The following is a 25,127-nucleotide window of genomic DNA, read 5'->3' as shown; positions in this document are numbered from 1 at the left end:
TTCTCTCACCATGACCTCTGGTGAAACGTTTGTGTTGGGTGCTTGCCCACGCTATTACGATCCAGGGATGGTGACGCTACGAGATGTGGCCGGGCACGCGGGCGTGTCGGTCTCCGTCGTGTCCCGCGTACTCAACTCGGACCCCTCGATCAGGATCCGACCCGAGACGCGGGAGCGAGTGCTGGAGTCCGCCCGGCTGCTGCGGTACGCCCCGAACATGGCGGGGCGGTCGCTACGGCGCTCACGCACCAACCTGCTCGCCCTCGTGGTGCCCGATGTCACCAATGCCACGTTCACCGATCTCGTGGCCGGCGTGGAGTCCCGCGCGCTCGACAAGGACTACTCGGTGCTGCTCGCCTCGAGCCCCCGCATGCAGCCCGGCAGCGACGGCTTCACCCGGCTGCTGAGCGAACGACTGGTCGACGGCGTGCTGCTGCAGAAGGGCGACGACGCCCCGATCGACCTGGTCTCGCGCGCGCTCTCCCACCCCGAGCGCACCGTGCTGATCAACTCCGGCCCCGTGCCCGGGGTGTCGACGATCGCGATCGACGACGTCGCCGCGGCCACGCTCGCCACCCAGCACCTGCTGGACCTCGGCCACCGCACGATCGGCTACATCGGTGGCGTGCCGACCTCGGACTCCAACGACAGACGACGCAGTGGCGTCGAGAAGGCCCTCGCCGACGCCGGGCTGACCCTGGCTCGGGAGCACACCACCTCGCTCGGCTACACCTACCGCTCTGCCCGCGACGCCGCCCGGCTCCTGCTGAGCCGCCGCAACGCACCGACGGCGCTCGTGGTCGGCAACGTCAACGCCGGCATCGGGACGATCACCGAGGCCGCCGAGATGGACGTACGGGTCCCGGACGACCTCTCGGTGGTCGCGATCCACGACATCTGGCCCGCGATCACCTGCGCCCCGGCGCTGACCACGGTGCGGCTGCCGATGAAGCGTCTCGGCGCGACCGCCGTCGACGTGCTCCTCGCCGGCATCGACAAGGCAGAGCCGAGCGCCCGCACGGTCGACGACCCGGCGCCCGAGCTGATCGTCCGCGACTCGACCGCTCCGCCTCGTTCCTGAGGCTCAGCCCGTGGTGAGCCTGTAGAGCGAGTGCCCGGCGGTGACGTACCAGCCGCCGGGGTACGGGGTGAGGTTGGAGACGGGTTCGCCCACGTCGACCGCCTGCCGCAGGTCGCCGTCGGGCGCGTAGACCCGCACCTGCGTGCCTGCGGAGGTCCAGATCAACCCGGCGGGATCCACGCGCAGCCCGTCCGGGAAGCCCGGGTCGATCTCGGCGAAGACCTCGCCGGTGCCGGTCGCGAGGTCGTAGACCCGCAGGTGGTGCGGACCGTGCGGGTCCCAGACGCGCGCGGAGTCGGCCACGTACAGCCGCGTGAAGTCGTTCGAGAACGCCAACCCGTTGGGGTGCACCATGTCGGTGATCACGGGAACCGCGACGCCGTCGGCGTACCTGAACACGTAGCAGCCCTCGTACTCCTGCTCGCCGGGGTAGCCCTCGCGGCCGGAGGGGTGCAGCCCGTACGGCGGGTCGGTGAACCAGATCGCGCCGTCGGCGGCGACCACGACGTCGTTGGGCGAGTTGAAGCGGACCCCCTCGCCCCAGGTGGACACCACGGTCGTGGTCACGCCACCGGCCACCCGCTCGACCGCGCGGCGCCCGTGGCTGCACTGCAGGATCATGCCGTCCAGGTCCAGCGTGCGGCCGTTGGGGTACTCGGCGGCGTCGTCGACCACGGTCATCGACCCGTCGGCCGGGTCGATGTCGAGGATCCGGTTGTTCGGGATGTCGCTGAGGCGCACCCGACCGGTGCTCGCCAGCCACAGCGGCCCCTCGGCCCACTCGGCTCCGGACCACACCTGCTCGACCTGCATCGTTGCTCCGTTCATCCAGCCAGCTCCGCGAGGCGCCGCGCCGCCGTGTGCATGTGCGCCGCCATCGTCGAGGCGGCGGCGTCCGGGTCGCGGGCGGCGATCGCAGCGGCGACGGCCGCGTGCTGCTCGATCGCCTCCCGTGCCTCCGCGGGACTCTGCGCGGCCCGGTCCGCCCAGACCCGCAGCAGCGAGCGGATGGTCTGCAGCAGCTCCAGCAGCACCTCGTTGTCGGTGCCCTGCGCGAGCTCGAGGTGGAACTGCAGGTCCGCCTCCACGAACGCGGGCAGATCCTCCTCCGCGCCTCGCATGGCGTCGAGGTGCTCGCCGAGCCGCGCGACGGCGGCCTCGCTCATCCGGGTCGCGGCCACCCGGGCGGCGTAGATCTCGAGCGCGCTGCGCACCTCGATCAGCTGTTCGGTCTGCCGCGCCCCGAGCGCCAGCCCCCAGCTGAGCGTCTGCGGCAGCAGCTCGCTCGTACGCCCGCGCAGATACGTTCCTGCGCCCATGCGCACGGTCACGATGCCGAGCATCTCCAGCGCAGCCAACGCCTCGCGCACGGCGGACCTGCCCACGCCGAGCGTGGCGGCGAGCTGCCGCTCCGGGGGGAGCCGGGTGCCGGGTTCGATCTCGCCCGTGGTGAAGATCGCCAGGAGCCTGCTCGCCACCGAGGTGTTCGCGCGCGAGTCGACGGCTCCGATGCTGGCCGCGATGTCCGCGGTGACGTCGTCTCGGAAGGCGGGCATGCCGGTAGCGTAGCCGCGATCTAGAACCTATCAACCGGTTGCTAGGATCGAGTCGATGAGCATGATCGGCCTCGGCAGCTACGCCTACTTCTGGCGCCACCGCGCGGGCATGTCCCTCGAGGACGCGTTGCGCGACACCGCCGCACTCGGCGTGCCGCTGTTCCAGATCTGCGACTACCCGCCGATCGAGACCGCCGACCTCGGCGCCGTCCGCGCGGTCGCCGACGAGCTGGGTCTGGTGCTCGAGCTCGGCACCCGTGGGCTCGAGACCACACACCTGCGCCGCTACCTCGAGATCGCCCAGACGCTCGGAGCAGGCCTCGTCCGGTCGATGGTCAACACCCCGGCGGAGCAGGCGCAGCAACTCCTCGAGGCGATCGAGCCCGAGCTGGCCGCATCCGGCGTCACCCTCGCGCTGGAGAACTACGAGCAGATCCCGACGGCGGAGCTCGTCCGTCTGATCAGCGGCCGGGAGCACGTGGGCATCTGTCTCGACCCCGCGAACAACGTCGCGGTCCTCGAGCACCCGGATGCCGTCATCGACCTCGCCGCCGAGCACGCGGTCAACCTGCACATCAAGGACTTCGCCTTCACCCGCACGGAGGGGTGGGTGGGATTCAGCCTTGCCGGCGCCCCGCTCGGTGACGGCCTGCTGCCGCTGCAGCACCTGCTGCAGGCAGCCCCGCACCCGAACCGCGTCGTCGAGCACTGGCTCCCCTGGCAGGGCGACTCCGAGACCAGCTGCGAGCGCGAGCGCGCATGGACCGACCACAGCATCCGAGTACTCAAGGAGAACGCATGAGCACCCTCACGATCGCCCTCATCGGCGCCGGCGGCAAGATGGGCTTCCGCGCCGGCGACAACCTGGTCGAGACCGATCACCGGGTGCTCTGGGTCGAGAGCTCCGAGACCGGGCAGCAGGCACTGGCCGCGGTCGGGCGCACCGTGGCACCCGGCACCGAAGCGGTCGCCGACGCCGACGTCGTGATCCTCGCCGTCCCCGACCGCGCCCTCGGGCCGGTCTCCCGCGAGCTGGTGCCGCACTGCACGTCGGGCGCGATCGTGCTGACGCTCGACCCGGCCGCGGCCTACGCGGGGCTGCTCGCCGAGCGCGACGACGTCGTCTACGCCAGCGCCCACCCCTGCCACCCGTCGGTGTTCCTGCAGCGCAGCACGCCCGAGGAGTGGGCCGACACCTTCGGCGGGATCGCGGCCCCGCAGGATGCGATCGCCTCGGTCGAGTCCGACCGCCAGCAGGACCGCGACAACGTCGAGGCCGTGGTCCGCGCCATCTACGCCCCGGTGATCGACGTCCACTGGGTCACCCTCAAGCAGCTCGCCCAGCTGGAGCCGACGCTCGTAGAGACCGTCGCCTGCATGATCGGCGGCCTGCTGAACGAGGCCCTGCAGGAGACCGTGAAGCTGGGCGTCCCGGAGGCGGCTGCGCGCAGCATCCTGCTCGGCCACACGCAGGTGGCCCTCGCCAACGGGCTGCGTGGCGACAACCCCTTCAGCGATGCCTGCCTCATCGCGATGGACTACGGCCGCGAGTCGATCATCAAGGACGACTGGAAGAAGATCTTCCGCGACGACGAGCTCGACGGCGTCCTTGCCCGGATGCTGCACCTGGACGCGATCGAGCGCTGAGGTAGCCGGCGCTCAGGGCAGCGGGTGGCCGCCGGCGCTGCTCGAGGAGTGAGCGGCCTCGAGCACGGCCATGGTGCGGAGCACGTCGGCCACCGACGTCGGCAGCGTCTCCGACTCCCCGGTCACGAACCGCTGCAGCACGCCCATGGAGGAGATGAAGGCGTCCGGGAACCAGGAGCCCTCGACCTCGATCGACTCCCACCCCGAGCCGCGACTGATCTCCAGCAGGTCCGGGCCGCCGCGGGGGTAGTCGAGCAGCAGCCCGAGCTGGGTCCGGATCGCGCCGTCGGTCCCGTGCCAGAGCACCGTGGCCTCCTGGTGCTCGGGGCCGTAGGTGTGGTCGTGGTTGGTGGAGATGGTCACCCGCAGCGGCCGCTCGGCGTAGTGCAGCAGGTAGGCGGTGCGGGTGCTCGCGAGATCCGGCTTGGCCGGGTGCCCCACGGTGACCGCGCTGACGCCGCTCGGGTCGCCGACGAAGGAGCGCACCAGGTCCACGTAGTGCACCGAGTGCATCGGCATCTCCATGCGCTCCAGGCCGAACACGCTCGGGAACAGCTCCCACCGCGTCTCGACCCGCACGAGCACCTCGAGGTCGATGAGGTCGCCGATCGCCCCCTCCGCGATCAGTCGCCGCGCCGCCGCGACGTGCGGCGCGAACCGCAGCTGGGTGTTGACGGCGGCCGTGAGGTTCTTCCGCGCCACGATGGCCGCGAGCTCGGTCGCCTGCGCGTACGTGTAGCCGAGCGGCTTCTGCAGCAGCACGGCGGCGCCGTCGGGGAGCGCCTCGAGGATCGCGACGAACGCATCGGGCATGACGGCGACGTCGTAGATCACCTCGGTCCCGTGCGTCGCCACCGCGTCGGCGATGTCTGTCAAGGTCTGCTCGACGGCGAAGCTCGCCGCGAGCTCGGAGGCGCGGCTCTCGTCACGGTCCACGATGGCCACGACCGGGAAGCCGGCCTTGGCGTAGGCGGGCAGGTGGGCATCGCGGGCGATGCCACCGGCACCGACCAGCACGATCGGCCGCGGCGCGCTCGGCGGCCCGGCGAGGTAGGCGGGATCGGGCTCGCGCTCGGGTGCGACCATCAGGCCAGCCCGTAGACCCGGGTGGCGGTCCGGGTGCGCAGCGACTGCGCCTGCTCGGCCGGCAGCCGGTCGACCGCCTCGACCAGCGCCCGCAGGTTCGGCTCGTCGCCACCGAAGATCGTGGAGACCGGCCAGTCGCTGCCCATCAGCAGCCTGTCGTGGCCGAACGCCGCGAGGGCGGCCGCCAGCACGGCGTCCAGCTGCTCGGCGCTGGGCACACCCGGCTCGTCGCGGCGGTAGATGCCCGAGACCTTGGCGACCACGTTCGGCAACCCGCCCAGCTCGGCGAGCTGGTCCTCCCAGCGCGACCAGTCGCCGTCGGACATCCCCACGGGTGGGGTACCGAGGTGGTCGAGCACGAAAGTGAGACCGGCGTGCCCGCGTGCGAGCGTGACCAGGTTCTCGAGGTGCCGCGGCAGCACGGCCACGTAGTCGAGCGGTACGCCGGCTGCCTCGATCAGCTCGATGCTGCGGCGCTGCTCGGCGCCGAGGATCCAGTCCGGGTCCGGGCGGTCGTGGGTGAGGTTGCGGATACCGACGAACCCGGGGTCCTCCGCGAGCGCCGGCAGCTGCGCGGCGACCACGTCGGGAGCCTCGAGCGGCAGGTAGACCACCGCGCCCACGACCCGCGGGGCGGCGGCAGCCAGTTCCAGCAGGTACGCGGTCTCCTCGAGCGTCTCGTCGGCCTGCACCAGCACGGCCCTGTCCGCACCGAACGGCGCGAGGGCCGCGAAACCCTGCGCGAGCGAGTGGTCGGCCTGCAGGTGCTCGGGCGCGCCGTCGAGCCAGGCGTAGCGGGACCGCGAACGATCCCAGGTGTGCAGGTGGGCGTCGATCACGATGTCAGCTCCGCTTGTTGACCACGTACAGGTGCACCAGCGACAGCACCGTATCCCCGTCCTGGTTCGTCACGGTGACGCGTTCGTCGACGCGGCCCAGCTCGGGGCGTCGCGGGTGGTCGCTGACCTCGGTGATCTCGGCCTTCACGGTGATGCTGTCGCCGATGAAGACCGGCTTGATGAAGCGGATCCGGTCGTAGCCGTAGCTCATCGCCTGCGGGTTCACGTCACCCGCGGTCATGCCGACGGCGATCGACACGATCAGCGTGCCGTGCGCGATGCGCCCGCCGAGGCCGGCCTCGATAGCCCACCGCTCGTCCATGTGGTGCGGGAAGAAGTCGCCGGTCTGCCCGGCGTGCAGCACCACGTCCGCCTCGGTGATCTGGCGGCCCAGCGTGCGGCGCACCTCACCCACCTGGTAGTCCTCGAGGTAGCGGTCGACGACGTTCATCCACGATCTCCCAACGAGTCGAACATCCGGTCCAGGTCCGCCAGCACAGGGGCGGCGACCTCACGGCCGGTCAGGGCGCGGTGCACCCGCTCGCACGCCGCGTCCTGCACCTCCATGAAGCCCGGGTGCTGCGGGCGCAGGCTCGCGGCCTCGAGCGTGGCGCGGGTGCCCGTGAAGAAGTCGTTCGTGAGCGCGTTGAGGTCGCTGTCCTGCCACGCCGCCACGTGACCGGGCTGGCCGCCGCCGAGCGCGTAGACGCCGCGCTGCACGTCACCGGTCGCCGCCCAGGTGGCGAACGCGATCGCCTCCTGCGGGTGTGCGCTCCGCGAGGAGACCGCCAGCCCGGCGCCACCCAGCATCGAGCCGCGCGGCTCGCCGTCGATCTCGGGGATGTCGGTCCACCGCAGCAGGTGGTCCCGGAAGCCCTCCCGCGCGTAGTTGCTGTACCCGTAGAGCAGCGGCGCGTAAGCCCAGCGGTCCTCGGTTGCCATCCGATCGGCGGTCTCGATCGGGTTCGCGCTCAGGCACTCGGCGGGCACGAGGTCGCGCAGCCGGCCCAGCAGGTCCCAGGCCTCCGCGAAGGCGGCCGGGTCGCCGAAACCCGATCGACCGGCGTCGGACCCCTGCAGCCCCGAGGTCAGCGTGAAGGTCGAGGCGAGCGCGTCGATGGGCTTGCTCGGCCACAGCACGGCCCCGTCGGCTGCCAGGTCCAGCACCTCGTCCCAGGTGCGGGGCGGCTCGGCGATAAGATCGGGGCGATAGGCCGCGACCTGGGCGGCGGCGTCGATCGCGAGCCCGTACTGCGCGCCGTCCCAGCGATAGCTCTCGTAGGAGCGACCGACGAACGCTGCCGGGCCCTCGCCGTCGGGCAGCGCGGCCAGCAGGCCGGCGTGCGCGGCGTGCGGTATGTGCGGGTGATCGATGACCAGCAGGTCGTAGGACGCGGTCAGCGATTCCAGCCCCTGGTCGGCGAACGCCTGCAGGGACCGCGCCTCCCAGGTGATCTCGACGTCGTGGCTCTCGGCGTACGCGCGCGAGGCGGCGACGACGCTGCCGCGGCCGCGCTCGTGGTCCCAGGTGATGCCACGGAGCCGGGTGGTCACGACACCACCTCGGCGGCAGGCCTGGTCAGCTCGGTGCGCACCGCTTCGGTGTCGGCCCCGAGCGTGGGGGCGGCGGCCGAGCCCCAGAGTCGCTCGCCGTCGAAACGCATCGGCAGCCGCGTCGTGGTGACCTCGGTCCGGGAGCCGTCGACCTCGTCGCGCTGCAGAGTCTGCACCATGTCGATCGCGCGGAAGCCCTCGTGCTCCACCAGCTCGTCGACGGTGTGCAGCGGCGCGCACCAGACGTCGGCAGCGTCGAGGACCTCGAGCCACGCGGCGGTGGTGCCGGTCCGGAGCCGAGCGGCGAGCAGCGTCTCGATGCGCCCACGGTGCTCCCACCAGCTCTCCGGGTCGGCGAGCTCGACCAGCTCGGGGATCTCCAGCAGCCGGCCGAGCTGCGGCACCGGGTTCATCGCGATCGAGAGGTAGCCGTCGGAGGTGGGGTACACGCCGTACGGCGCGGGCAGGTAGGTGTGCGCGCTGTGCGGGCCGCGCGGGCGGGGGTTCACCGCATCCGGCTCGGTCATCCGCACCGAGAGCATCTCGAACTGGAGGTCGAGCATGCCCTCGAGCAGCGAGGTCTCCACCTGGCCGCCGATGCCGGTCCGCAACCGGCGCAGCAGCAGCGCCGTGATGCCGTGCGCGAGGTGGCACGAGGCGAGGTGGTCGGCGATCGAGAGGCCGAACGGGCTGGGCTCGGGGTCGGCCTGCAGCCACGGCAACCCGGAGATCGACTGCGCGAGCAGGTCCTGGCCCGGGCGGTCCCGCCAGGGGCCCTCGTTGCCGTAGCCGGTGATCGACCCGTAGACGACGCCGGGGTTGACCTGCTTCACGGTCTCGTAGTCCAGGCCGAGCCGCTTCATCACACCCGGTCGGAAGTTCTCGACGACGACGTCGGCCTGCTCCACCAGCTCCCTCACGAACGCGAGCTGCTCGGGATCCTTCAGATCCGCCGCGACGCTCTGCTTGCCGCGGTTCATCGCGTGGAACGAGACCGTGTCGGTCCCTGCCCTCGCACCCGCGAACGCCAGCCCACGGCCGATGTCGCCGAAGCCGGGGCGCTCGATCTTGATCACGCGGGCACCGAGGTCGGCGAGCCGCAGCGCCGCTACCGGGCCGGCCAGGAACTGGCTGAAGTCGAGGACCAGGAAGCCCTCGAGAGGTCGAGGGAGTCCTGGCTGAGAGGCGGTCATCGGTGCTGCTCCTGGGAGAGATCAGGGCCCAGACGCACGGTCTGGCCGGACTGGAGGTCGAGGTCACGCTGGTGCGAGCGGTGGACGAGGTGAAGGGTCTGGGCGGCGGGGTGCTCGGAGGTGATCCGGGCACCGGTGAGCGCGCCGTCACGCCACTGCAGGTCGACGACGAGACCGCCGCGTCCACGCAGTCCGCGCACCTCGCCGTCGGGCAGGTCGGGTGGCAGGGCGGGCAGCAGCTCGAGGCTGCCCCCGTGCGAGCCCAGCAGCGCCTCCGCGAGTGCGGCGACGACCCCGAGGTTGCCGTCGATCTGGAACGGCGGGTGGGCCGAGAACAGGTTCCGGTAGAGCCCGCCGCGCCAGCGACCGCCGGTCGGGCCGGGTGCCACCTCGATCGCGCGCCGCACGAACAGGTCGAGCAGTCGCTGCACGCCCGCGCCGTCGTGCAGGCGCGCACGCATCGCCATCTTCCAGGCCAGCGACCAGCCGGTGCCGTCGTCGCCGCGCGCGTCCAGGCTGGCTGCGGCTGCGGCCGCGATCGCGTCCGAGGGCCCGGCGTCCGTGGGGTGCATCCCGACGAGGTGGGCGAGGTGCCGGTGCCGGGGGTCGACCATCTCCTCGACGTCCGCCCACTCGCGCAGCAGGCCCGCGCTGTCGACGCCGACCTCCTTGATCCGGGGCAGCGCCTCGGCGGCCTCCTGCAGGATCTCCTCGTCGGTGAAGCCGTAGACCTCCGCGACCCGCAGCAACGAGCGCAGCAGCTGCCGGGAGAGCTCGAGGTCCATGGTCGAGTCGGCGGCGACCGAGGAGCCGCGTTCGGTGCCTGGGACGACGAACCGGTTCTCGGGCGAGGTCGACGGCGAGGTGCCGAGCGTGCCGTCGGGGCGGGGCTCGAGCCAGTCGAGCACGAAGCGTGCGGCGCCCACGAGCGTGGGCCAGAAGCGGCGGGCGGCGACCTCGTCGTGGCTGAAGGTGACCCGGTCCACCAGGTGCGAGGTGAGCCACACGCCGGCGAACGGCCAGAACGCCCAGGAGGGGTCGTGCGTGCCGTCGCCCATGGGGTCGACGAACGCCCACACGTCGCTCGCGTGGTGGGCCACCCATCCCTGCGAGCCGTAGATGCGCTGCGCCGGCTCGCGGCCGCGCTCGGCGAACGCCTCGACGAGGTCGAGCAGCGGCGCGAGGCACTCGGTCAGGCCGGTGGTCTCGGCGAGCCAGTAGTTCATCTCGGTGTTGATGTTCATCGTGAAGTCCGAGCTCCACGGCGGCTGCATCTGCTGGTTCCAGATGCCCTGCAGGTTGGCGGGCGTACCGCCGGGGCGTGAGCTGGAGATCAGCAGGTAGCGCCCGTACTGGAACAGCAGCGCGGTCAGCTCGGGCGCGAGGCCCGCCCGTGCGGTGTCCCCCTGGGCGACCGAGGCCAGCAGCGCGTCGGTGTCGGCCGGTGCATCGGCGGCCGGCTCGGCGCGGGTGCCGAGCCGGAGCTCAGCCCGGTCGTAGAGGTCGCGGTGCGCGGCCAGGTGGTCGGCTCGCACGCGCTCCACACCTGCGGTCACGGCCCCCTCGCACAGGGCACGAGCCTGCGCGAGCGCCTCCTCCGGGTGCCCCGAGGGGTCCTGCCCGAGCCGGGTGAAGGTGGTCCGCACCGCCAGCACCAGGGTGGCGCCGCCGTCGACCTCGATCACGATGCCGTGCGGCGCCGTGCGCGTGCGCACCGCGCCACCGACGGCGCGCAGGACGACCGCGGCCTGGACCCCGCGGGGGTCGTCCGCCCAGCGGATCGGGTCGGGTTCACGCTGGAAGGAGGGCACCACGTCGTCCGGGGCGCGCAGCACGACCCAGGCCTCGCCGTCGGCGGCGCCGGACTCCTCGAGCCGCAGCGGCGAGTCGAGCGTGAAGGCGACCGGGCGGTCCGTCTCGACCTCGAGCACCATCACCTGGTGGGGCGCGCTCACGAACGCCCGCTGCGCGACCGGCCCCGACGCCGTCTCAGCGCGGGTCCAGGCCTGCGCGGCCCTCAGGTCGAGACCGCGGGCGTAGTCGCCCGGAGGCGTGTCCACGGCATCGTTCGCGGGCACGACCTCGGCCTGCGGCGCGGGCTCGGGCGCCGCACCGAGGGTGCGGCGCAGGCGTGCCACGGGCTGGAACGACTGCGGGTAGGAGTACTGCAGCGCCTGCAGCGCCGTCTCGGCCGCGACGGGGTCCCCCGCTGCGATCGCCTCCCGCGAGGCGGCGATCGCCGCGGCAGCGATCTCAGGCGTCACCGGATGCGGCTCCGGGCGTCGCGGCGGTCCGGACCAGACCGACCCGTCGTTGATCCAGATCAGCTCCGTCGCCGCGCCCCCGTACACCATGGCGCCGAGCCGACCGTTGCCCAGCGGCACGGCCTCGACCCACTCGGCGGCCGCGCTCGAGAACTCGAGCCGGTGCGCCGGGTGGCCGGCGAGCATGGGCTGTGACGACTCTGACAACTCTGTCGCTCCGGAGAATCGATTTTACTGGGTGGTGCTCACCATAGACTGATCGACCACCCTTCCTGCAAGGGCTACGCACAATCCCGCCGCATCTAGGGCGAAGACGGGGTTGCGCCTCACGGTCAGACGTGGTTAGCATCCAGACAAACGATTCACCTGACGACGAGGTCACAGGTGCGCACGCGCCCGATCGGCACAGCGCAACCGGACCTGAAGCGGAGAGGACCTTCAGGAGTGCAGACACGGGCACGAGGGACGCGATGACGCCGGCACCCCTGCCGGCGGCCGCGGCCACCCGCGCGACAGCAGACGTCCGCGGCAGGCCCGGCAAGCTCCGGAAGTCCATCCGACGGCGCTGGCAGCTCTACCTGCTGGTGATCGCGCCCCTGGCGTACTTCCTCATGTTCAAGTACGTGCCGATGGTGAACGGCATCATCGCGTTCAAGGACTACAACATCATCGCGGGCATCTGGGCCAGCGAGTGGGTCGGCTTCGAGTACTTCGAGCGGTTCTTCTCGAACCCGATGTTCACCACGGTGGTCAGCAACACCTTCCTGCTGAGCCTGTACGCACTGATCGCCAGCTTCCCGATCCCGATCATCCTCGCGCTCGCCCTCAACGAGGTGCGCGGTCGCCTCTTCAAGCGCACGGTGCAGATGGTCACCTACGCGCCGTACTTCATCTCCACGGTGGTGGTGGTGTCGATGGCGATCCTCATCCTGTCGCCACGGATCGGGCTCGCCACCGACATCCTCGGCTTCTTCGGGGTGCCGCCCACCGACTACCTGGCCCAGCCCGACTTCTTCCGGCACGTGTACGTGTGGACCGAGGTCTGGCAGACAGCCGGCTACTCCGCCGTCATCTACCTCGCGGCACTGTCCGCCGTGGACCCCGGTCTGTACGAGGCCGCAAGGGTCGACGGTGCGAACCGGCTGCAGAAGATCTGGCACGTCGACCTGCCGAGCATCATGCCGACCATCGTGGTGGTGCTGATCCTCTCGGTCGGCAGCATCATGGCCGTCGGGTTCGAGAAGGCGTTCCTGCTGCAGAACCCGCTCAACCTGTCGCAGTCGGAGATCATCGCGACCTACACCTACAAGCTCGGCATCCTCAACGCCGACTTCAGCCTCGCCACCGCGGTCGGCTTGTTCAACTCGGTGATCAACCTCGTGCTGCTGGTCAGCGTGAACGCGATCTCCAAGCGAGTGACAGGAAACGGACTGTGGTAGCCGCCGTGACCGAAGACCGTACCGAGCGCTCGGAGCGGCCCGTCCGCACGGTCCGCACCTCCCGACCTGCCCGGAAGCGCGAGACCCTCGTGGACCGCATCTTCCTCATCGGGGTCTACGCGCTGCTGATCACGTTCCTGCTCGCGGTGCTGCTGCCGCTCGTCTACATCGTGGCGAGCTCGCTCAGCAGCCCGGGTGCGGTCTCCTCGGGGCGCGTGTTCCTGTGGCCGGTCGAGTTCACGCTGCGCGGCTACGAGGTCGCGCTGTCGAGCCCGAAGATCCTCCGCGGGTTCGCCAACTCGCTGTTCTACACGGCGGCCGGCACGCTGATCAGCGTCACGCTCACGGTGATGCTCGCCTACCCGCTCTCGCGCGCTGACTTCGTGGGTCGCCGGGTGCTCACGGGCGCCGTCGTGTTCACCATGCTCTTCGCCGGCGGGATGATCCCGACCTACCTCGTGGTGCAGGCGATGGGGATGCTCGACACCCGCTGGGCGCTGCTGATCCCGAACGCGGTCGCGGTGTGGCCCGCGATCCTGGCGATCACCTACTTCCGCACGGCGATCCCCGACGAGGTGCGAGAGGCCGGCGAGCTGGACGGCGCCAGCGACATCCGCATCCTCTGGAAGCTGGTGCTCCCGCTCGCTACGCCGATGCTCGCCGTGATCGCCCTGATGTACGCGATCGTGCAGTGGAACTCGTACTTCGACGCGCTGATCTACCTGCGCGACGAGAGCCTCTACCCGCTCCAGCTCGTGCTGCGGAACATCTTGATCCTCAACACCGACGGCGGTGGCGACGCCACCTCCTCCCTCGAGCGGCAGCAGCTCGCCAACCTGCTCAAGTACTCGCTCATCGTGATCTCCACGATCCCGGTGATGCTCATCTACCCGTTCGTGGCGCGGTACTTCACCAAGGGTCTGACCTTGGGCGCTGTGAAGGGCTGACCCACCCCACCCGACGTCGCCAACCCGGGCGACGTCACCCTCACGACGAAGAGAGGCAATACATGACACGCCGACTGAGGCACTCAACGACGGCGATCGCCGTCGGTGTCAGTGCGGTAGCACTCACGATCGCGGCTTGCGCGCCCGGTGGCGGCGGAGGCACCGGAGGAGGCGACGGCGACGGCACCTTCCAGGGCGGCGAGGATGACGGCGTCATCACGATCTTCAGCCAGCAGGGTGTCGACTCCGACCTCAACACCAACGAGTTCACGCTCTTCCTCGAGGAAGAGTTCGACGTCGACCTCCAGTTCGAGACCACGACCTGGGATGCCGCCTCGGCCGCCGAGGCTCGCCAGATCACGCTGGCCAGCGGGGACTACCCCGACGCGTTCCTGCTGATCCCGTGGGTCAACCAGTTCACGCAGGCCGAGCTGATCAAGCTCGGCGGCCAAGGCGTCATCCGCCCGCTCAACGACCTGATCGCGGACAACGCGCCCAACCTGCAGGCCGCGTGGGAGACCACCCCGGAGTGGGAGGCCCTGTCCACGGCGCCCGACGGCACCGTCTGGGGCCTGCCGCAGTGGAACGACTGCTTCCACTGCACCTACCCCTCCAAGCTGTGGATGAACTCCGCCTGGCTCGAGGCGGTCGGGCTGGAGCAGCCGACCACGCCCGAGGAGCTCCGCGAGGTGCTGACGGCGTTCAAGAACGAGGACCCCAACGGCAACGGCCAGGCCGACGAGATCCCGATGTCGGGCTTCAACAGCGCCGTGATGCCGTACCTGATGAACCCCTTCGTCTACATGGCCACGGGTTCCACCGGCGGCGTGGTGCCGGGCTCGCTCGCGCTGCAGGGCGACACCGTGACGCTGCAGCCCACGCTCGACGGCTGGCGCGACGGGCTGCGCTACGTGCACTCGTTGCACGAGGAGGGCCTGCTCGACGGCTCGACCTTCACCGCGAACCAGGACGCGATCCTGGCGCTCGGCGACCAGGCTGGTGACCCGATCCTGGGTTCGACCGTGGTGGGGCACCCTGGCGTGTTCGTCACGATCGGCCAGGAGGACGGTCGGGACAAGGACTATGACCCGGTGCCGCCGCTGACTGGTCCGAACGGGTCCCCCGCTTCTGAGCTGCTGTCCTCTGTCGGCGGCGCCACGTTCGTCGTCACCAACCAGGCGAGCGACGACGAGGCCGCGAAGATCACGCAGATCGTCGACTGGATGATCGACTTCGACAACCACCTGCGCGCCGAGTGGGGCGAGGAGGGCGTGGCATGGGACTACCCCGGTCCCGACGACGTCGCGCTGGACGAGTCGATGGATCCCCTCTTCATCCGCTACCGCTTGAGCGGCGCGGAGGCGACCGAGAACGCCAACGTCGCCTGGGGCCCGCTCGCGCAGTACTACGGCAGCGCCGAGTTCCGCGGTGGCCAGGTCGTGCCCGAGGACATCTACGACCTCGCCGGGTACGAGCGTCGCCTGTTCGAGGCGACGATCCCGTACGCCGAGAACAGCCCGGCCGAGGTGTTCCCGTACTGGAACCTGTGGATCCCCGAGGAGCAGTCCGCCGATCTCGCGACCGCGCAGACCAACATCGAGAACCTGGTGCTGCAGGCCAACGCCGAGTTCGTCACGGGTGTCCGCGACATCGACGACGACGCCGACTGGCAGGCGTTCCAGGACGAGCTCGCCGCCAACGGCGCCGAGCAGTACGTGCAGATCTACCAGGACGCCTGGGAGGCGTCGAAGTAGCGTCAACGACGCCTTCTGAACGGCGGCGGTCCGGGTGCGTGAGCATCCGGGCCGCCGCTTTGTGTGTGTTGGGTCACACTTGGTACTTAGCACTACCGAGTATCGGTACTTAGCGTTACTGTCTACCAGTACTTAGCGACACCGAGTAAAGGAGGTGGGACATGCCGAACCAGATGACGGAGATGCTCAAGGGCACGCTCGAGGGCATCGTCCTCGCGATCTTGTCCGAACGCTCCGCGTACGGCTACGAGATCACGGCCGAGCTCCGCGAGGCCGGCTTCGCCGATATCGCTGAGGGCACGATCTACGCGCTGCTCGTCCGCCTGGAGCAGAAGGGCCTCGTCGACGTGGAGCGGGTGCCCTCGGAGAAGGGCCCGCCGCGCAAGGTCTACTCGCTCAACGCGAGCGGGCGTGACCAGCTCGCCGAGTTCTGGAGCACCTGGAGCTTTGTCGCCACGCGCATCGAACAGCTCCGACACACCGACCAGCAGCACACCGAAGGAGCATGACCATGGCCGCACGATGGATCGAAGCACTCACCGGCTCGCTCGAGCAGAAGAAGCAGTACAAGTCTGACGTCGCCCGTATCGACGTACTCCCGGAGCCCTACCGGGCCGCAGCCAAGGCGTTCCAGCGCTACCTGATGCAGACCGGCGGCATCACCGACGGCGACACCTTGGTGAGGATGTTCACCGACTTCGCCGACCTGTGGGAGCGCTCTGCCGCCGACGGGACGCCCGTGGCGGACGTCGTCGGCGACGACCCGGTCGAGTTCATCGAGAGCTTCATGCAGGCCTACCAGGCCAAGCACTGGCTCGACAAGGAGCGCGCTCGTCTCGTCCAGGCGATCGACGACGCGAAGCGAGGTGACCGATGACCACCGCCACTGCGACCGCAGCGATCGAGGTGCGCGGTGTCACCAAGGCGTTCGGGGACCTGCAGGTGCTGCGAGGCGTCGACCTCGACGTGCAGCCAGGCAGCATCGTCGCGCTGCTCGGCTCGAACGGCGCAGGCAAGACCACCCTGGTCCGCATCCTGTCGACGCTCCTCCGGGCAGACGGAGGCACCGCCGTCGTCGACGGGTTCGACGTCGCGAAGGCGGCGAACCACGTGCGCCGGTCCATCAGCCTGACGGGGCAGTTCGCGGCTGTCGACGAGGTACTCACCGGACGGGAGAACCTCGTGCTGGTCGCCCGGCTCAGGCACCTGAAGAATCCTGGTGCCATCGCCGACGACATGCTCGCCCGGTTCTCGCTGACCGAGGCCGGGAGCCGCCCTGCCGCCACCTACTCCGGTGGTATGCGCCGCCGTCTCGACATCGCGATGAGCCTGGTCGGCGATCCGCCGATCATCTTCCTCGACGAGCCGACCACCGGGCTCGACCCGCAGGCTCGGATCGACGTGTGGCAGACCGTGAAGGGGCTCGCCGAGGGCGGCACCACCGTGCTGCTCACGACGCAGTACCTCGATGAGGCCGAACAGCTCGCCGACCGCATCGCGATCCTTCACGAGGGCACGATCATCCGCAGCGGCACCCTCGCCGAGCTGAAGAAGCTGCTGCCGGCGGCGAAGGTCACCTACGTCGAGAAGCAGCCCACGCTCGAAGAGGTGTTCCTGGCACTCGTCGGTGGCACCACCAGCACACCCGAAGGGAAGGAGCCGCGATGACCACACACGCGCTCACCGACACCCGCGTCCTCACCGGCCGGTCGCTGAAGCACATCCTGCGCAGCCCCGACACGATCATCACCACCGCGGTCACGCCGATCGCGCTGATGCTGCTGTTCGTGTACGTGCTGGGCGGGGCGATCGACACCGGCTCGAACGAGTCCTACATCAACTACATGCTCCCCGGCATCTTGCTCATCACGATCGCCTCCGGGATCGCGTACACCGCCTATCGGCTGTTCCTCGACATGCAGGGGGGGATCTTCGAGCGCTTCAAGTCGATGCCGATCGCACGTTCCAGCGTGCTGTGGGCGCACGTGCTCACGTCGCTGGTGTCCAACATGATCTCGGTGGCGATCGTCATCGGGGTGGCGTTGCTGATGGGGTTCCGTACCAGTGCGTCCATCGGCGCCTGGCTCGCGGTGGCCGGCATTCTGATCCTGTTCACGCTCGCCCTCACGTGGCTCGCCGTGATCGCAGGACTCTCCGCCAAGACGGTCGACGGCGCCAGCGCCTTCAGCTACCCGTTGATCTTCCTGCCCTTCATCAGCTCGGCGTTCGTGCCCACCGCCACGATGCCGGGACCGGTGGCCTGGTTCGCGGAGCACCAGCCGGTGACCTCGATCGTCAACACCATCCGCGCCCTGTTCGCCCAGGAGCCGGCCGGAACCGACATCTGGATCGCGCTGGCGTGGTGCGTCGGCATCCTGGCCGTGGCGTACCTGGCTGCCGCGTCGATCTACCGGAGCAAGGTCAGCTGAACCGCAACGTCACCACCTGGAACGGCGCCAGCGTGAGCGCGAGGAGGTCGCCGTCGCGCGTCACGGACGTGAGCGCGGCGACCTCCTCGTTCGGCCGTTCGTGCAGGTCGGTGATCTGCACCCGCGCCACCGGGATCCCGAGCCGCAAGGTCGGCCGACGCCGCGCCCCGGTGGCCTCGTAGCACCGGACGACCAGGTCGCCGGAGCGATCGGTTGCGAGCTTGACGGCGGTCACCACCACGCCGGGGTCGTCCACCTGCACCAGGGGCGCGGCGGGCGAGCCGCCACGAACCGTGCGCTCGGGTATCGCCGCTGCGTAGCCCTCGCGGACCGTGTCGACCAGGTCCGCCCCCACCAGCAGGGCATACGAGAACTCGTGCTCGCCCTGGTCGGTCTCGGGATCGGGGTGCACAGGGCTGCGGAGCAGGCTGAGGCCGACCCTGGTCGTGCCGGCGCCGCGGGCGTCTCCCGTGCTCGAGCCACGACCCACGTCGTGGCCGTACGTGCCGGTGTTGATCAGACTGACCCCGTAGCCGGGCTCGGGCACGTACACCCACCGGTGCGCCACGGTCTCGAAGCGCGCCGCGTCCCACGAGGTGTTGACGTCGGTCGTGCGCCACACGTGGCCGAACTGCGTCTCCGCGGCGTAGCGCTCCGCGTGCAGGTCGAGGTCGAAGGCAACCTTGAGCAGCGTGTGCTGCTCGTGCCAGTCGACACGGGTACGCAGGTCGATACGGGCGGCCTCCGGGGCGAGGCTGATCTCCTGGACGGCGGTCGAGCCCCGCCCGAGGTGGCGTTCGACTCGCACGTGCGGGACGCCGTCGCGCATCCCGGTGGTGACGACCGCGTTGCGGTCGGTCAGCGCACGGCGGCTGCCGACGTAGAAGGCATCGATGTCCCAGGCGTCGAAGTTGTTCGGGGTGTCCTGGTAGGTCTCCAGCACGTTGCCGTGGCTGCCGGCGCTGAGCACCTCCCGGTCCGCAGCCAGGTCGTGTGCGCTCCGCAGCGTGCCCTCGGGGCCGACGACCACCCGCAGGTGGGCCGAGGTGAGCACGTGGTCCTCGCCGTGCTGCGCGAGCGTGACCGGCGTGCCGTCGGATCCGCCCGGCGCCAGGGACAGCGCGGTGGCCGCGACGCCCCGGCGTTCGTGCGGCGCCGGGTTCGCGACCAGCTCGCGCTCCCCCTCCCCCGCGAGCGCGTGCAGGGCACGCACGATCAGCGCCTCCGCCCGCTCTCCGAGGTCCCGGTACTGCTCCCGAGCCTCACGGTGCACCCACGCGATCGAGGAGCCCGGGAGGATGTCGTGGAACTGGTTGAGCAGCGTGCCGCGCCACAGCTGCTGCAGCTCGTCGTAGGGATAGGCGGCGCCGGTGCGCAGCGACGCGGCCGCCGACCACGCCTCGGCCTCGGCCAGCAGGTGCTCCATCCGGCGGTTGCCCTGCTTCATCGCGACCTGCGAGGTGAAGGTGCCGCGGTGGTACTCCAAGTACATCTCGCCGCGCCACACCGGCGCGTCAGGGTTCTCGGCGATCGCCCGCTCGAAGAACTCGGCGGGACGGCGCTGGACCACCCGCGGCGAGCCCTCCAGGTCACGCGTGCGCCGCGCCACCTCGAGCATCTCCCGGGTGGGCCCGCCGCCGCCGTCGCTCCATCCGAACGGCAGCAGCGCCGTGCCCGAGGGGCCGAGGTCCCGGTGATCGCGCACCGATCGCGCCAGGTCGGACCCCGACAGCTCGCTGCCGTAGGTGGCGGCCGGCGGGAAGTGTGTGAACACCCGGGTGCCGTCGATGCCCTCCCACCAGAAGGACGAGTGCGGGAACGTGTTCGTCGCGTTCCAGCTCATCTTCTGCGACAGGAACCCCCTCGAACCCGCCAGGCGGCAGAGCTGTGGCAGCGCGCCGGAGTAGCCGAAGGAGTCGGGCAGCCAGGTCTCCTCGCACTCGACGCCGAGCTCGTCGGCGAAGAAGGACGCCCCCTCGGTGAGCTGGCGGACCAGCCCCTCCGAACCCGGCATGGTCGTGTCGGACTCGACCCACATGCCGCCGACCGGCACGAACGCACCCGAGGCCACGCCGTCGAGCAGACGGCGCCACAGGCCGGGCTGGGTCTGCTTGACCCACTCGTACTGCTGCGCCGACGAGCACGCGAAGACGAGCTCGGGGTAGCGCTCCGCCAGCTGCAGGACGTTCGCAAAGGTGCGGGCGCACTTGCGCTTGGTCTCGCGCACGGGCCACAACCAGGCGGAGTCGATGTGGGCGTGACCCACCGCGGTGACCTCCACCTCGGTCGGCTGCGCCGGGGAGTCGAGCAGCGGCGCGATCGCCTCGCGGCATCGGGCGGCGCTGGCTGCGACATCGAGAGGGTCGAGAAGATCGAGCATCGCGCCGAGCCCGTCGACGATGCGCCTGCGCCGTAGCGTCCGTTCCGGCAGCTCCAGCGCGAGCTCGAGCAGGACCTGGACGTCGAGCGCCAGGGACCAGACCTCGCGGTCGAAGGCGGCCAGCCAGGCGCCCGTGAACACGTACAGCGGCCGCTCGTCCCTGGTGCGGACGTCACCGTTCGGTGTGGGCAGCGGACCGGGGATCCGGGGGTTCGCGGCTGCCTCGACGAAGAAGCGGACCCGCTCGCCGGCGCGCAGCCCTGCACCGAGCGGCAGGTGTGTCGTGCGCGGTTCCACGCCCTTGACGACCGCGCCGCCCTCGTCGTAGGCCAGGCCCTCGGCCTGGAAGCCCGGGCCCCCCGTGTTGAAGCCGAGGTCGACGAGCATCTCGACCTCTCGACCGGCGAACGCAGCCGGCACCTCGGCCTCGACCCGCAGCCAGGACGTGCTCCAGGCCGGCCCCCAGGGGGAACCGGGTGGGAAGGGCTCGAACGTCCTGGCCACGGCGTCGTGGAACGGCTCGGGTTCACCTGGAAGGTGTGTGACCGTGACGTCGGCGGGGACCCGCTCGGCGTGCACGGCGGGCCGCAGCCGCAGCTCGAGCGCCCTTCGGATACGCAGGATGTCGTCGGCGATGTCGCGATGCACGGGGCCTCCTGGACCACTCCGTCTGGGATCGATGCCAGACCAGCCTAGTCAGATGCGGCATGCTCTTCACCTGGCCGGCATCACGGGACGGTCACGATTGTTGTGCGCGCTGGGTGGACCCTTGTCCCCTGCGGCCAGGTCCGGTAACGTCCCCGATGTGGGATGGTTCCCACATCAACAGACGGGCACGACCGACAGCTACGACGCTGCCGGGTGGCTTCCCCCGAAGGGACATGCAATGAAGCACGCAAGGAAGACGTTCCTCGCAGGAGTCGCGACAGCGAGCCTGCTCGCGGTCGCAGCCTGCGGGGGTGGTGACAACGAAGGTGGCGGTGGCGGCGGTGGCGGCGACGAGCCCGAGTTCTCGACCGACATCTCCGGCTCCCTCGAGCTGTGGGGTTTCGAGAACGCCGACGAGGTGGCGCAGTCGCGCATCGATCTTGCCGAGGCGACCGTGGGTGAGTCCGATGTCACCGTCGAGACCGACAACTCGGCTTTCGACGCACAGAAGTTCACGACGCTCGCAGCCAGCGGCAACCTGCCGGACATGGTGCTGATGGACCGCCAGTTCGTCGCCACCTACGCGGCGCAGGACCTCATCATGCCCCTGGACGCGTGCTTCGACGCGCAGGGTGTGGACCCGACGTCGTACTGGTACCCGCAGGTCGTGGACGACGTGTCCTACCAGGGCGAGGTGTGGGCGGTCCCGCAGTTCTACCAGCCGCCCGCGATCATCCTGAACATGCGCGTGCTCGACGAGGTCGGGGTCACTCCCGACCAGCTCGATGCCTCCGACCAGGAGGCCATGATCGAGGCCGCGGAAGCGATGACGGTGCTCGACGGCACCACGCCGTCCCGGATCGGGTTCGACCCGCAGGGCGTCGCCAAGGCGGCGCTGTGGATGCTCAGCTTCGGCGGCGGCATCATCGACGACGAGGGCAAGCCGATGCTCGACGACCCGGCGAACGTCGAGGCCGTGGAGTTCCTCACGCGCTTGTACGACGCGCAGGGCGGATACGCCAACGTCAAGAGCTTCGTCGACAGCTTCGACGTGTTCGGCGACAACAACTCCTACGTCGCGGACCAGGTCGGCGCCGCACTGTTCGACCAGTGGTACGTCAACGTGCTCACGCCCTACGTGGACCAGATCGAGATCAGCGGCATGCCGCTGATGGCGCAGACCGGTGAGCCGATCACCGCCGCGAGCGGCTCGTCGTTGGTCATCCCCACGGCGTCCGACAACCCGTCAGCTGCATGTGCGTACCTCGTCGCACTGACCTCGCTCGAGGCCTGGGAGGCGGCAGGCGCGGCTCGCGCCGAGACCACGGCGAACGACCCGGACCGCAACGGGATCAACGCGGGTCTGTTCACAGGCTCGCCCGAGGCGGACCAGTCCATCCGCGAGCAGTACGTGCTCGACACCGAGTACACCGGCTTCAACGAGACGATCGCCACGTACTACGAGGTCGCCTCGAGCGGCCAGTCGTTCGGCTCGTCGCCGGCTGGTCAGCAGATCCAGACCGAGGTGCAGAACGCGGTGACGTCTGCACTGCTCGGCGAGCAGGAGCCTGCGGCAGCTCTGGCCGCAGCGCAGGAAGCCGCGATGCGGACCTACGAGCAGGCGGCAGCCGGCCAGGGGTGACGCAAGGGCAGTCGCAACTTCCTGCGTGAGCGTCGGGGGGCGCACAGCCAGACGGATGGCTGAGAGGGCGGGCACCGACCGGGTGCCCGCCCTCTGGCGTGCCCGACACCTTCCTCGACCGCGTTGCGCGCTTTCCTCACCCGGCGACAACCGGGGATGTCCGGCTCGCTGCTCATGACCGGGCGTGGACGGCGCGTCGCAGGGCGGGTCGCGGTCAGGAGAACGGAGCTTCGCCGACCGTTGTGCAGGTTGCAGAAACCGACCTCGTGGTCAACTCCGCAACGCTGCGAGCGGGGACAGGTTGCAGAACCCGACACCGTGGTCAACTCCGCAACGCCGGCCAGAGCGCCCGGCGCGACGTACGGCAGGTGGAGCACTCACCGACCTATCCCCGCGGCTACGTCCGCGTCCGGAGACCATCGTTACGGCACCAGCTCGTTGTCGCACGCGACAATCTCGTTCCGAGGCCGACGATCTCGTAGGCCCCGGGTGTCTCCCAGGCCCACCGCAGCGGCCGGCGATCCCACTCGGCGGCGGATCAGCCCTTGCGACCCTGGGTGGCGATGCCCTGGATGAAGTACCGCTGCCCGAAGGCGAAGAGCACGAGCATCGGGAGGGTGACGAGCAGCGAGGCCACCATGACGTACTGGTAGTCGCCGTGCCCGCCAGCCGTGGGGCTGTACTTCACCATGGCCGAGGCGATGCCGAGCGGCACCGTGTACTGGTCCGGCGAGCCGGCGTTGAGGTAGATCAGCGCGGCCTGCAGGTTGTTCCAGCTGGCCTGGAACTCGAACAGGAAGATGATGATGAACGACGGGACCGAGAGCGGCAGCGCGATGCGCCAGAACATGCCCCAGTAGTTGAGTCCGTCCATCCGGGCTGCTTCGAAGGTCTCGCGGGGCAGGCCGAGGAAGAACTGCCGCTGCATGAAGATGTAGAAGGCGCTGCCGAAGAGGTTCGCGCCCCACAGCGGCACGTTGGTCCCGACCAGGCCGAGGTTGTTCCAGATCAGGTACTGCGGGACCAACGTCACCGCGCCCGGGAGCATCATCGTGGCGAGCACGAGCCCGAACAGCGGGCCGCGCAGCGGGAAGCGGAAGTAGGCGAACCCGAAGGCCACGATCGAGCTGGACAGCGTCACGAGGAGAGCGGCGAGCAGCGCGATGTAGATGCTGTTGCCGATCCAGTTCAGCAACGGCAGCTCGTCGAAGACCCTGGCGTAGTTCTCGGGCTGCCACGTGAGCGGGATCAGGCGGTTGTCGAACACCTGACCGCGCGGCTTGAAGCTCGCAGCGAGCAGCCACAGGAACGGGTACATGAACATGAAGGTGATGCCGATGAGCAGCACCCACCGTACGGCCTGACCCACCTTGCCGCCGGTGCTCAGCGGGGCGTCGTCGCCGCGCGCGATCCGACGACGGCGCCGCGGTGGTGGCGGCGTCGTCGGGTCGGTCAGCTCGCCCGCTGCGGCAGGGACCCGATCCTTCGTGGTGACCATCAGCGCTCGCTCTCGTAGTACACGAACCGGTTGCCGAGCCTGACCTGGATCACCGAGATCACCATGATGATCACGAAGATCAGCCAGGCCATGGCTGACGCGAACCCGAAGTTGAACTGTCGGAATGCCTGCTGGAAGAGGTACACGCCGTAGAACAGCGAGGCGTCGGGGGCGGCCATCGCCGTGTCACGGTAGAAGAGCAGGTACGCCTGGTCGAACACCTGCAGCGCGGCGATCGTCAGCACGATGAAGTTGAAGAAGAGCGCCCCCGAGATCATCGGCGCCGTGATCGAGAAGAACTGCCGGACCTTCCCGGCGCCGTCCAGCTCGGCGACCTCGTACAGCTCCCGCGGCACGTTCTTGAGGGCCGCCAGGAAGATCACCATCGTGCCGCTCACGGCCCACAGGGTCATCAGCACGATCGACGGCTTGATCCAGTCCGGGTCGAGCAACCACTGCGGACCCTGGATCCCGAACAGGGCCAGCCCCTTGTTGATCGCACCCTGGTTGCCGTTGAGCAGCAGCAGGAACACCGACGCGGTCGCCACCGCCGGCGTCATCTTCGGCAGGTAGAAGACCGTGCGGAAGAAGCCCGAGCCGAAACGCACGCTGTTGAGAAGCAGCGCCAGTGACAGCGCCACGATCAGCTCCAGCGGGACGGCGAGCACCGCGTAGAAGAGCGTGTTCCCCAGCGCGAGCATGACCTTCGGGTCCTCGAACAGCAGCTCATAGTTCGCGAAGCCGGCGGGTACCGCGGTGTTCGTCGCCAGGTTGTAGTAGCTGAAGGAGATGTACAGGCTGTAGATCATCGCGCCGAGCGTGAAGATCAGGAACCCCAGCAGCCAGGGCGAGATGAAGGCGAGCCCGGCCAGCGCCTCTCGGCGGTTGTACTTGCGGTTCTTGATCGGTGGCCGCGTCGGCTGCTCGCGCGTGCCGCTCGCCGGTGCAGCGGTCATCGGGCTGCTCGCAGCCGGTCTCGGTGAGCCTTGGTGCCGACCATCTGTCACCCTCCTAGGACTGCCATGTCCGCACGAATGTGGTAACGATGCCACATCGACGCCTCGACTATAAGCGCGGGCACCGCGTGGCGCAACCACCGTTGACCACGACGCACCGCCCTGGGTACGTTCTCACCCCTCATGGGCACATCGACACCGCACCGGACCGCAT

22 protein-coding genes are annotated in these 25,127 nt (G+C 69.8%); 11 read left to right on the top strand and 11 right to left on the bottom strand.

What is annotated here, in order from left to right; translation table 11 throughout:
- Window positions 1–67: 67 nt before the first annotated feature.
- Window positions 68–1,081: a LacI family DNA-binding transcriptional regulator gene (locus tag GPA03_RS15305; RefSeq protein WP_162458394.1), complete on the top strand. Its 1,014-nt coding sequence runs from the start codon at window positions 68–70 to the stop codon at window positions 1,079–1,081.
- Between the two features lie 3 nt (window positions 1,082–1,084).
- Here the strand turns inward: GPA03_RS15305 and GPA03_RS15300 are convergent, their stop codons facing one another.
- Together GPA03_RS15300 and GPA03_RS15295 are read right to left on the bottom strand one after the other, a co-directional pair.
- Window positions 1,085–1,909 carry an SMP-30/gluconolactonase/LRE family protein gene (locus GPA03_RS15300; RefSeq protein WP_156252886.1) on the bottom strand — a complete coding sequence of 275 codons (825 nt, stop codon included), beginning with the start codon at window positions 1,907–1,909 and terminating at the stop codon, window positions 1,085–1,087.
- Window positions 1,906–2,637, bottom strand: a complete 732-nt coding sequence (locus tag GPA03_RS15295; RefSeq protein WP_156252885.1) for a FadR/GntR family transcriptional regulator — start codon at window positions 2,635–2,637, stop codon at window positions 1,906–1,908. Before GPA03_RS15295 ends, GPA03_RS15300 begins: the two co-directional genes overlap by 4 nt.
- 55 nt (window positions 2,638–2,692) lie before the next feature.
- On the opposite strand from GPA03_RS15295, the gene GPA03_RS15290 reads away from it, so the two are divergent.
- Together GPA03_RS15290 and GPA03_RS15285 are read left to right on the top strand one after the other, a co-directional pair.
- Window positions 2,693–3,439 carry a sugar phosphate isomerase/epimerase family protein gene (locus GPA03_RS15290; RefSeq protein ID WP_338325735.1) on the top strand — a complete coding sequence of 249 codons (747 nt, stop codon included), beginning with the start codon at window positions 2,693–2,695 and terminating at the stop codon, window positions 3,437–3,439.
- Window positions 3,436–4,284 carry a phosphogluconate dehydrogenase C-terminal domain-containing protein gene (locus GPA03_RS15285; protein ID WP_156252884.1) on the top strand — a complete coding sequence of 283 codons (849 nt, stop codon included), beginning with the start codon at window positions 3,436–3,438 and terminating at the stop codon, window positions 4,282–4,284. The genes GPA03_RS15290 and GPA03_RS15285 overlap by 4 nt, the downstream gene beginning before the upstream one ends.
- A 12-nt stretch (window positions 4,285–4,296) precedes the next feature.
- Here GPA03_RS15285 and GPA03_RS15280 read toward each other — a convergent pair whose 3' ends face one another.
- From GPA03_RS15280 to GPA03_RS15255, 6 genes are read right to left on the bottom strand one after another with little or no spacing between them, the layout of a single operon-like run.
- The gene (locus GPA03_RS15280) at window positions 4,297–5,370 is read right to left on the bottom strand and encodes a Gfo/Idh/MocA family protein (protein ID WP_156252883.1); all 1,074 of its coding nucleotides are present in this window, start codon (window positions 5,368–5,370) and stop codon (window positions 4,297–4,299) included.
- Window positions 5,370–6,209 (bottom strand): amidohydrolase family protein, encoded by an 840-nt coding sequence (locus GPA03_RS15275; RefSeq protein ID WP_162458393.1) that lies wholly within the window; start codon window positions 6,207–6,209, stop codon window positions 5,370–5,372. Before GPA03_RS15275 ends, GPA03_RS15280 begins: the two co-directional genes overlap by 1 nt.
- Window positions 6,210–6,213: 4 nt before the next feature.
- A complete protein-coding gene (locus GPA03_RS15270) occupies window positions 6,214–6,660 on the bottom strand; it encodes a MaoC family dehydratase (protein WP_156252881.1) in 447 nt (148 codons plus the stop codon).
- Window positions 6,657–7,763: an extracellular solute-binding protein gene (locus tag GPA03_RS15265; protein ID WP_162458392.1), complete on the bottom strand. Its 1,107-nt coding sequence runs from the start codon at window positions 7,761–7,763 to the stop codon at window positions 6,657–6,659. Before GPA03_RS15265 ends, GPA03_RS15270 begins: the two co-directional genes overlap by 4 nt.
- Window positions 7,760–8,956 carry a CaiB/BaiF CoA transferase family protein gene (locus GPA03_RS15260; protein WP_156252879.1) on the bottom strand — a complete coding sequence of 399 codons (1,197 nt, stop codon included), beginning with the start codon at window positions 8,954–8,956 and terminating at the stop codon, window positions 7,760–7,762. The genes GPA03_RS15265 and GPA03_RS15260 overlap by 4 nt, the downstream gene beginning before the upstream one ends.
- Window positions 8,953–11,406, bottom strand: coding sequence for a glycosyl hydrolase family 95 catalytic domain-containing protein (locus GPA03_RS15255; protein WP_156252878.1), 2,454 nt, complete (start codon window positions 11,404–11,406; stop codon window positions 8,953–8,955). The genes GPA03_RS15260 and GPA03_RS15255 overlap by 4 nt, the downstream gene beginning before the upstream one ends.
- Before the next feature lie 284 nt (window positions 11,407–11,690).
- Here GPA03_RS15255 and GPA03_RS15250 point away from each other — a divergent pair, with 284 nt between their 5' ends.
- The 7 genes from GPA03_RS15250 (at window position 11,691) to GPA03_RS15220 (ending at window position 17,789) form a co-directional block, all read left to right on the top strand.
- The gene (locus GPA03_RS15250) at window positions 11,691–12,659 is read left to right on the top strand and encodes an ABC transporter permease (protein WP_156252877.1); all 969 of its coding nucleotides are present in this window, start codon (window positions 11,691–11,693) and stop codon (window positions 12,657–12,659) included.
- Window positions 12,660–12,664: 5 nt separating this feature from the next.
- Window positions 12,665–13,606: a carbohydrate ABC transporter permease gene (locus tag GPA03_RS15245; RefSeq protein WP_206673587.1), complete on the top strand. Its 942-nt coding sequence runs from the start codon at window positions 12,665–12,667 to the stop codon at window positions 13,604–13,606.
- Between the two features lie 62 nt (window positions 13,607–13,668).
- Window positions 13,669–15,360, top strand: coding sequence for a type 2 periplasmic-binding domain-containing protein (locus GPA03_RS15240; RefSeq protein ID WP_156252876.1), 1,692 nt, complete (start codon window positions 13,669–13,671; stop codon window positions 15,358–15,360).
- 161 nt (window positions 15,361–15,521) lie between these two features.
- Window positions 15,522–15,869, top strand: a complete 348-nt coding sequence (locus GPA03_RS15235; protein WP_156252875.1) for a PadR family transcriptional regulator — start codon at window positions 15,522–15,524, stop codon at window positions 15,867–15,869.
- Between the two features lie 2 nt (window positions 15,870–15,871).
- On the top strand, window positions 15,872–16,237 hold the full coding sequence (locus tag GPA03_RS15230) for a DUF1048 domain-containing protein (RefSeq protein WP_156252874.1): 366 nt from the start codon (window positions 15,872–15,874) through the stop codon (window positions 16,235–16,237).
- A complete protein-coding gene (locus GPA03_RS15225) occupies window positions 16,234–17,028 on the top strand; it encodes an ABC transporter ATP-binding protein (protein ID WP_156252873.1) in 795 nt (264 codons plus the stop codon). Before GPA03_RS15230 ends, GPA03_RS15225 begins: the two co-directional genes overlap by 4 nt.
- Complete coding sequence (locus GPA03_RS15220; protein WP_156252872.1) at window positions 17,025–17,789, top strand: ABC transporter permease; 765 nt, start codon at window positions 17,025–17,027, stop codon at window positions 17,787–17,789. Before GPA03_RS15225 ends, GPA03_RS15220 begins: the two co-directional genes overlap by 4 nt.
- Here GPA03_RS15220 and GPA03_RS15215 read toward each other — a convergent pair.
- The gene (locus GPA03_RS15215; protein ID WP_156252871.1) at window positions 17,782–20,817 is read right to left on the bottom strand and encodes an alpha-mannosidase; all 3,036 of its coding nucleotides are present in this window, start codon (window positions 20,815–20,817) and stop codon (window positions 17,782–17,784) included. The genes GPA03_RS15220 and GPA03_RS15215 overlap by 8 nt on opposite strands.
- Window positions 20,818–21,055: 238 nt before the next feature.
- On the opposite strand from GPA03_RS15215, the gene GPA03_RS15210 reads away from it, so the two are divergent.
- The gene (locus GPA03_RS15210) at window positions 21,056–22,459 is read left to right on the top strand and encodes an ABC transporter substrate-binding protein (RefSeq protein WP_156252870.1); all 1,404 of its coding nucleotides are present in this window, start codon (window positions 21,056–21,058) and stop codon (window positions 22,457–22,459) included.
- Window positions 22,460–22,997: 538 nt separating this feature from the next.
- Here GPA03_RS15210 and GPA03_RS15205 read toward each other — a convergent pair.
- The gene (locus GPA03_RS15205; RefSeq protein WP_156252869.1) at window positions 22,998–23,957 is read right to left on the bottom strand and encodes a carbohydrate ABC transporter permease; all 960 of its coding nucleotides are present in this window, start codon (window positions 23,955–23,957) and stop codon (window positions 22,998–23,000) included.
- Window positions 23,957–24,913, bottom strand: a complete 957-nt coding sequence (locus tag GPA03_RS15200; protein ID WP_156252868.1) for a carbohydrate ABC transporter permease — start codon at window positions 24,911–24,913, stop codon at window positions 23,957–23,959. Before GPA03_RS15200 ends, GPA03_RS15205 begins: the two co-directional genes overlap by 1 nt.
- Window positions 24,914–25,127 lie beyond the last annotated feature (214 nt).

It is taken from the genome of Pseudactinotalea terrae, from assembly GCF_009733845.1.
In the GTDB taxonomy this organism is placed as follows: domain Bacteria; phylum Actinomycetota; class Actinomycetes; order Actinomycetales; family Beutenbergiaceae; genus Pseudactinotalea; species Pseudactinotalea terrae.
This window is presented reverse-complemented; position numbering and strand designations above follow the sequence as displayed.

Coding starts and splice junctions, on each gene's coding strand:
- GPA03_RS15230 (WP_156252874.1), top strand. CDS start 15,872: ATGGCCGCACGATGGATCGAAGCACTCACCGGCTCGCTCGAGCAGAAG.
- GPA03_RS15300 (WP_156252886.1), bottom strand. CDS start 1,909: ATGAACGGAGCAACGATGCAGGTCGAGCAGGTGTGGTCCGGAGCCGAG.
- GPA03_RS15235 (WP_156252875.1), top strand. CDS start 15,522: ATGCCGAACCAGATGACGGAGATGCTCAAGGGCACGCTCGAGGGCATC.
- GPA03_RS15270 (WP_156252881.1), bottom strand. CDS start 6,660: ATGAACGTCGTCGACCGCTACCTCGAGGACTACCAGGTGGGTGAGGTG.
- GPA03_RS15250 (WP_156252877.1), top strand. CDS start 11,691: ATGACGCCGGCACCCCTGCCGGCGGCCGCGGCCACCCGCGCGACAGCA.
- GPA03_RS15305 (WP_162458394.1), top strand. CDS start 68: ATGGTGACGCTACGAGATGTGGCCGGGCACGCGGGCGTGTCGGTCTCC.
- GPA03_RS15205 (WP_156252869.1), bottom strand. CDS start 23,957: ATGGTCACCACGAAGGATCGGGTCCCTGCCGCAGCGGGCGAGCTGACC.
- GPA03_RS15255 (WP_156252878.1), bottom strand. CDS start 11,406: ATGCTCGCCGGCCACCCGGCGCACCGGCTCGAGTTCTCGAGCGCGGCC.
- GPA03_RS15285 (WP_156252884.1), top strand. CDS start 3,436: ATGAGCACCCTCACGATCGCCCTCATCGGCGCCGGCGGCAAGATGGGC.
- GPA03_RS15280 (WP_156252883.1), bottom strand. CDS start 5,370: ATGGTCGCACCCGAGCGCGAGCCCGATCCCGCCTACCTCGCCGGGCCG.
- GPA03_RS15220 (WP_156252872.1), top strand. CDS start 17,025: ATGACCACACACGCGCTCACCGACACCCGCGTCCTCACCGGCCGGTCG.
- GPA03_RS15225 (WP_156252873.1), top strand. CDS start 16,234: ATGACCACCGCCACTGCGACCGCAGCGATCGAGGTGCGCGGTGTCACC.
- GPA03_RS15200 (WP_156252868.1), bottom strand. CDS start 24,913: ATGACCGCTGCACCGGCGAGCGGCACGCGCGAGCAGCCGACGCGGCCA.
- GPA03_RS15240 (WP_156252876.1), top strand. CDS start 13,669: ATGACACGCCGACTGAGGCACTCAACGACGGCGATCGCCGTCGGTGTC.
- GPA03_RS15290 (WP_338325735.1), top strand. CDS start 2,693: ATGAGCATGATCGGCCTCGGCAGCTACGCCTACTTCTGGCGCCACCGC.
- GPA03_RS15295 (WP_156252885.1), bottom strand. CDS start 2,637: ATGCCCGCCTTCCGAGACGACGTCACCGCGGACATCGCGGCCAGCATC.
- GPA03_RS15210 (WP_156252870.1), top strand. CDS start 21,056: ATGAAGCACGCAAGGAAGACGTTCCTCGCAGGAGTCGCGACAGCGAGC.
- GPA03_RS15260 (WP_156252879.1), bottom strand. CDS start 8,956: ATGACCGCCTCTCAGCCAGGACTCCCTCGACCTCTCGAGGGCTTCCTG.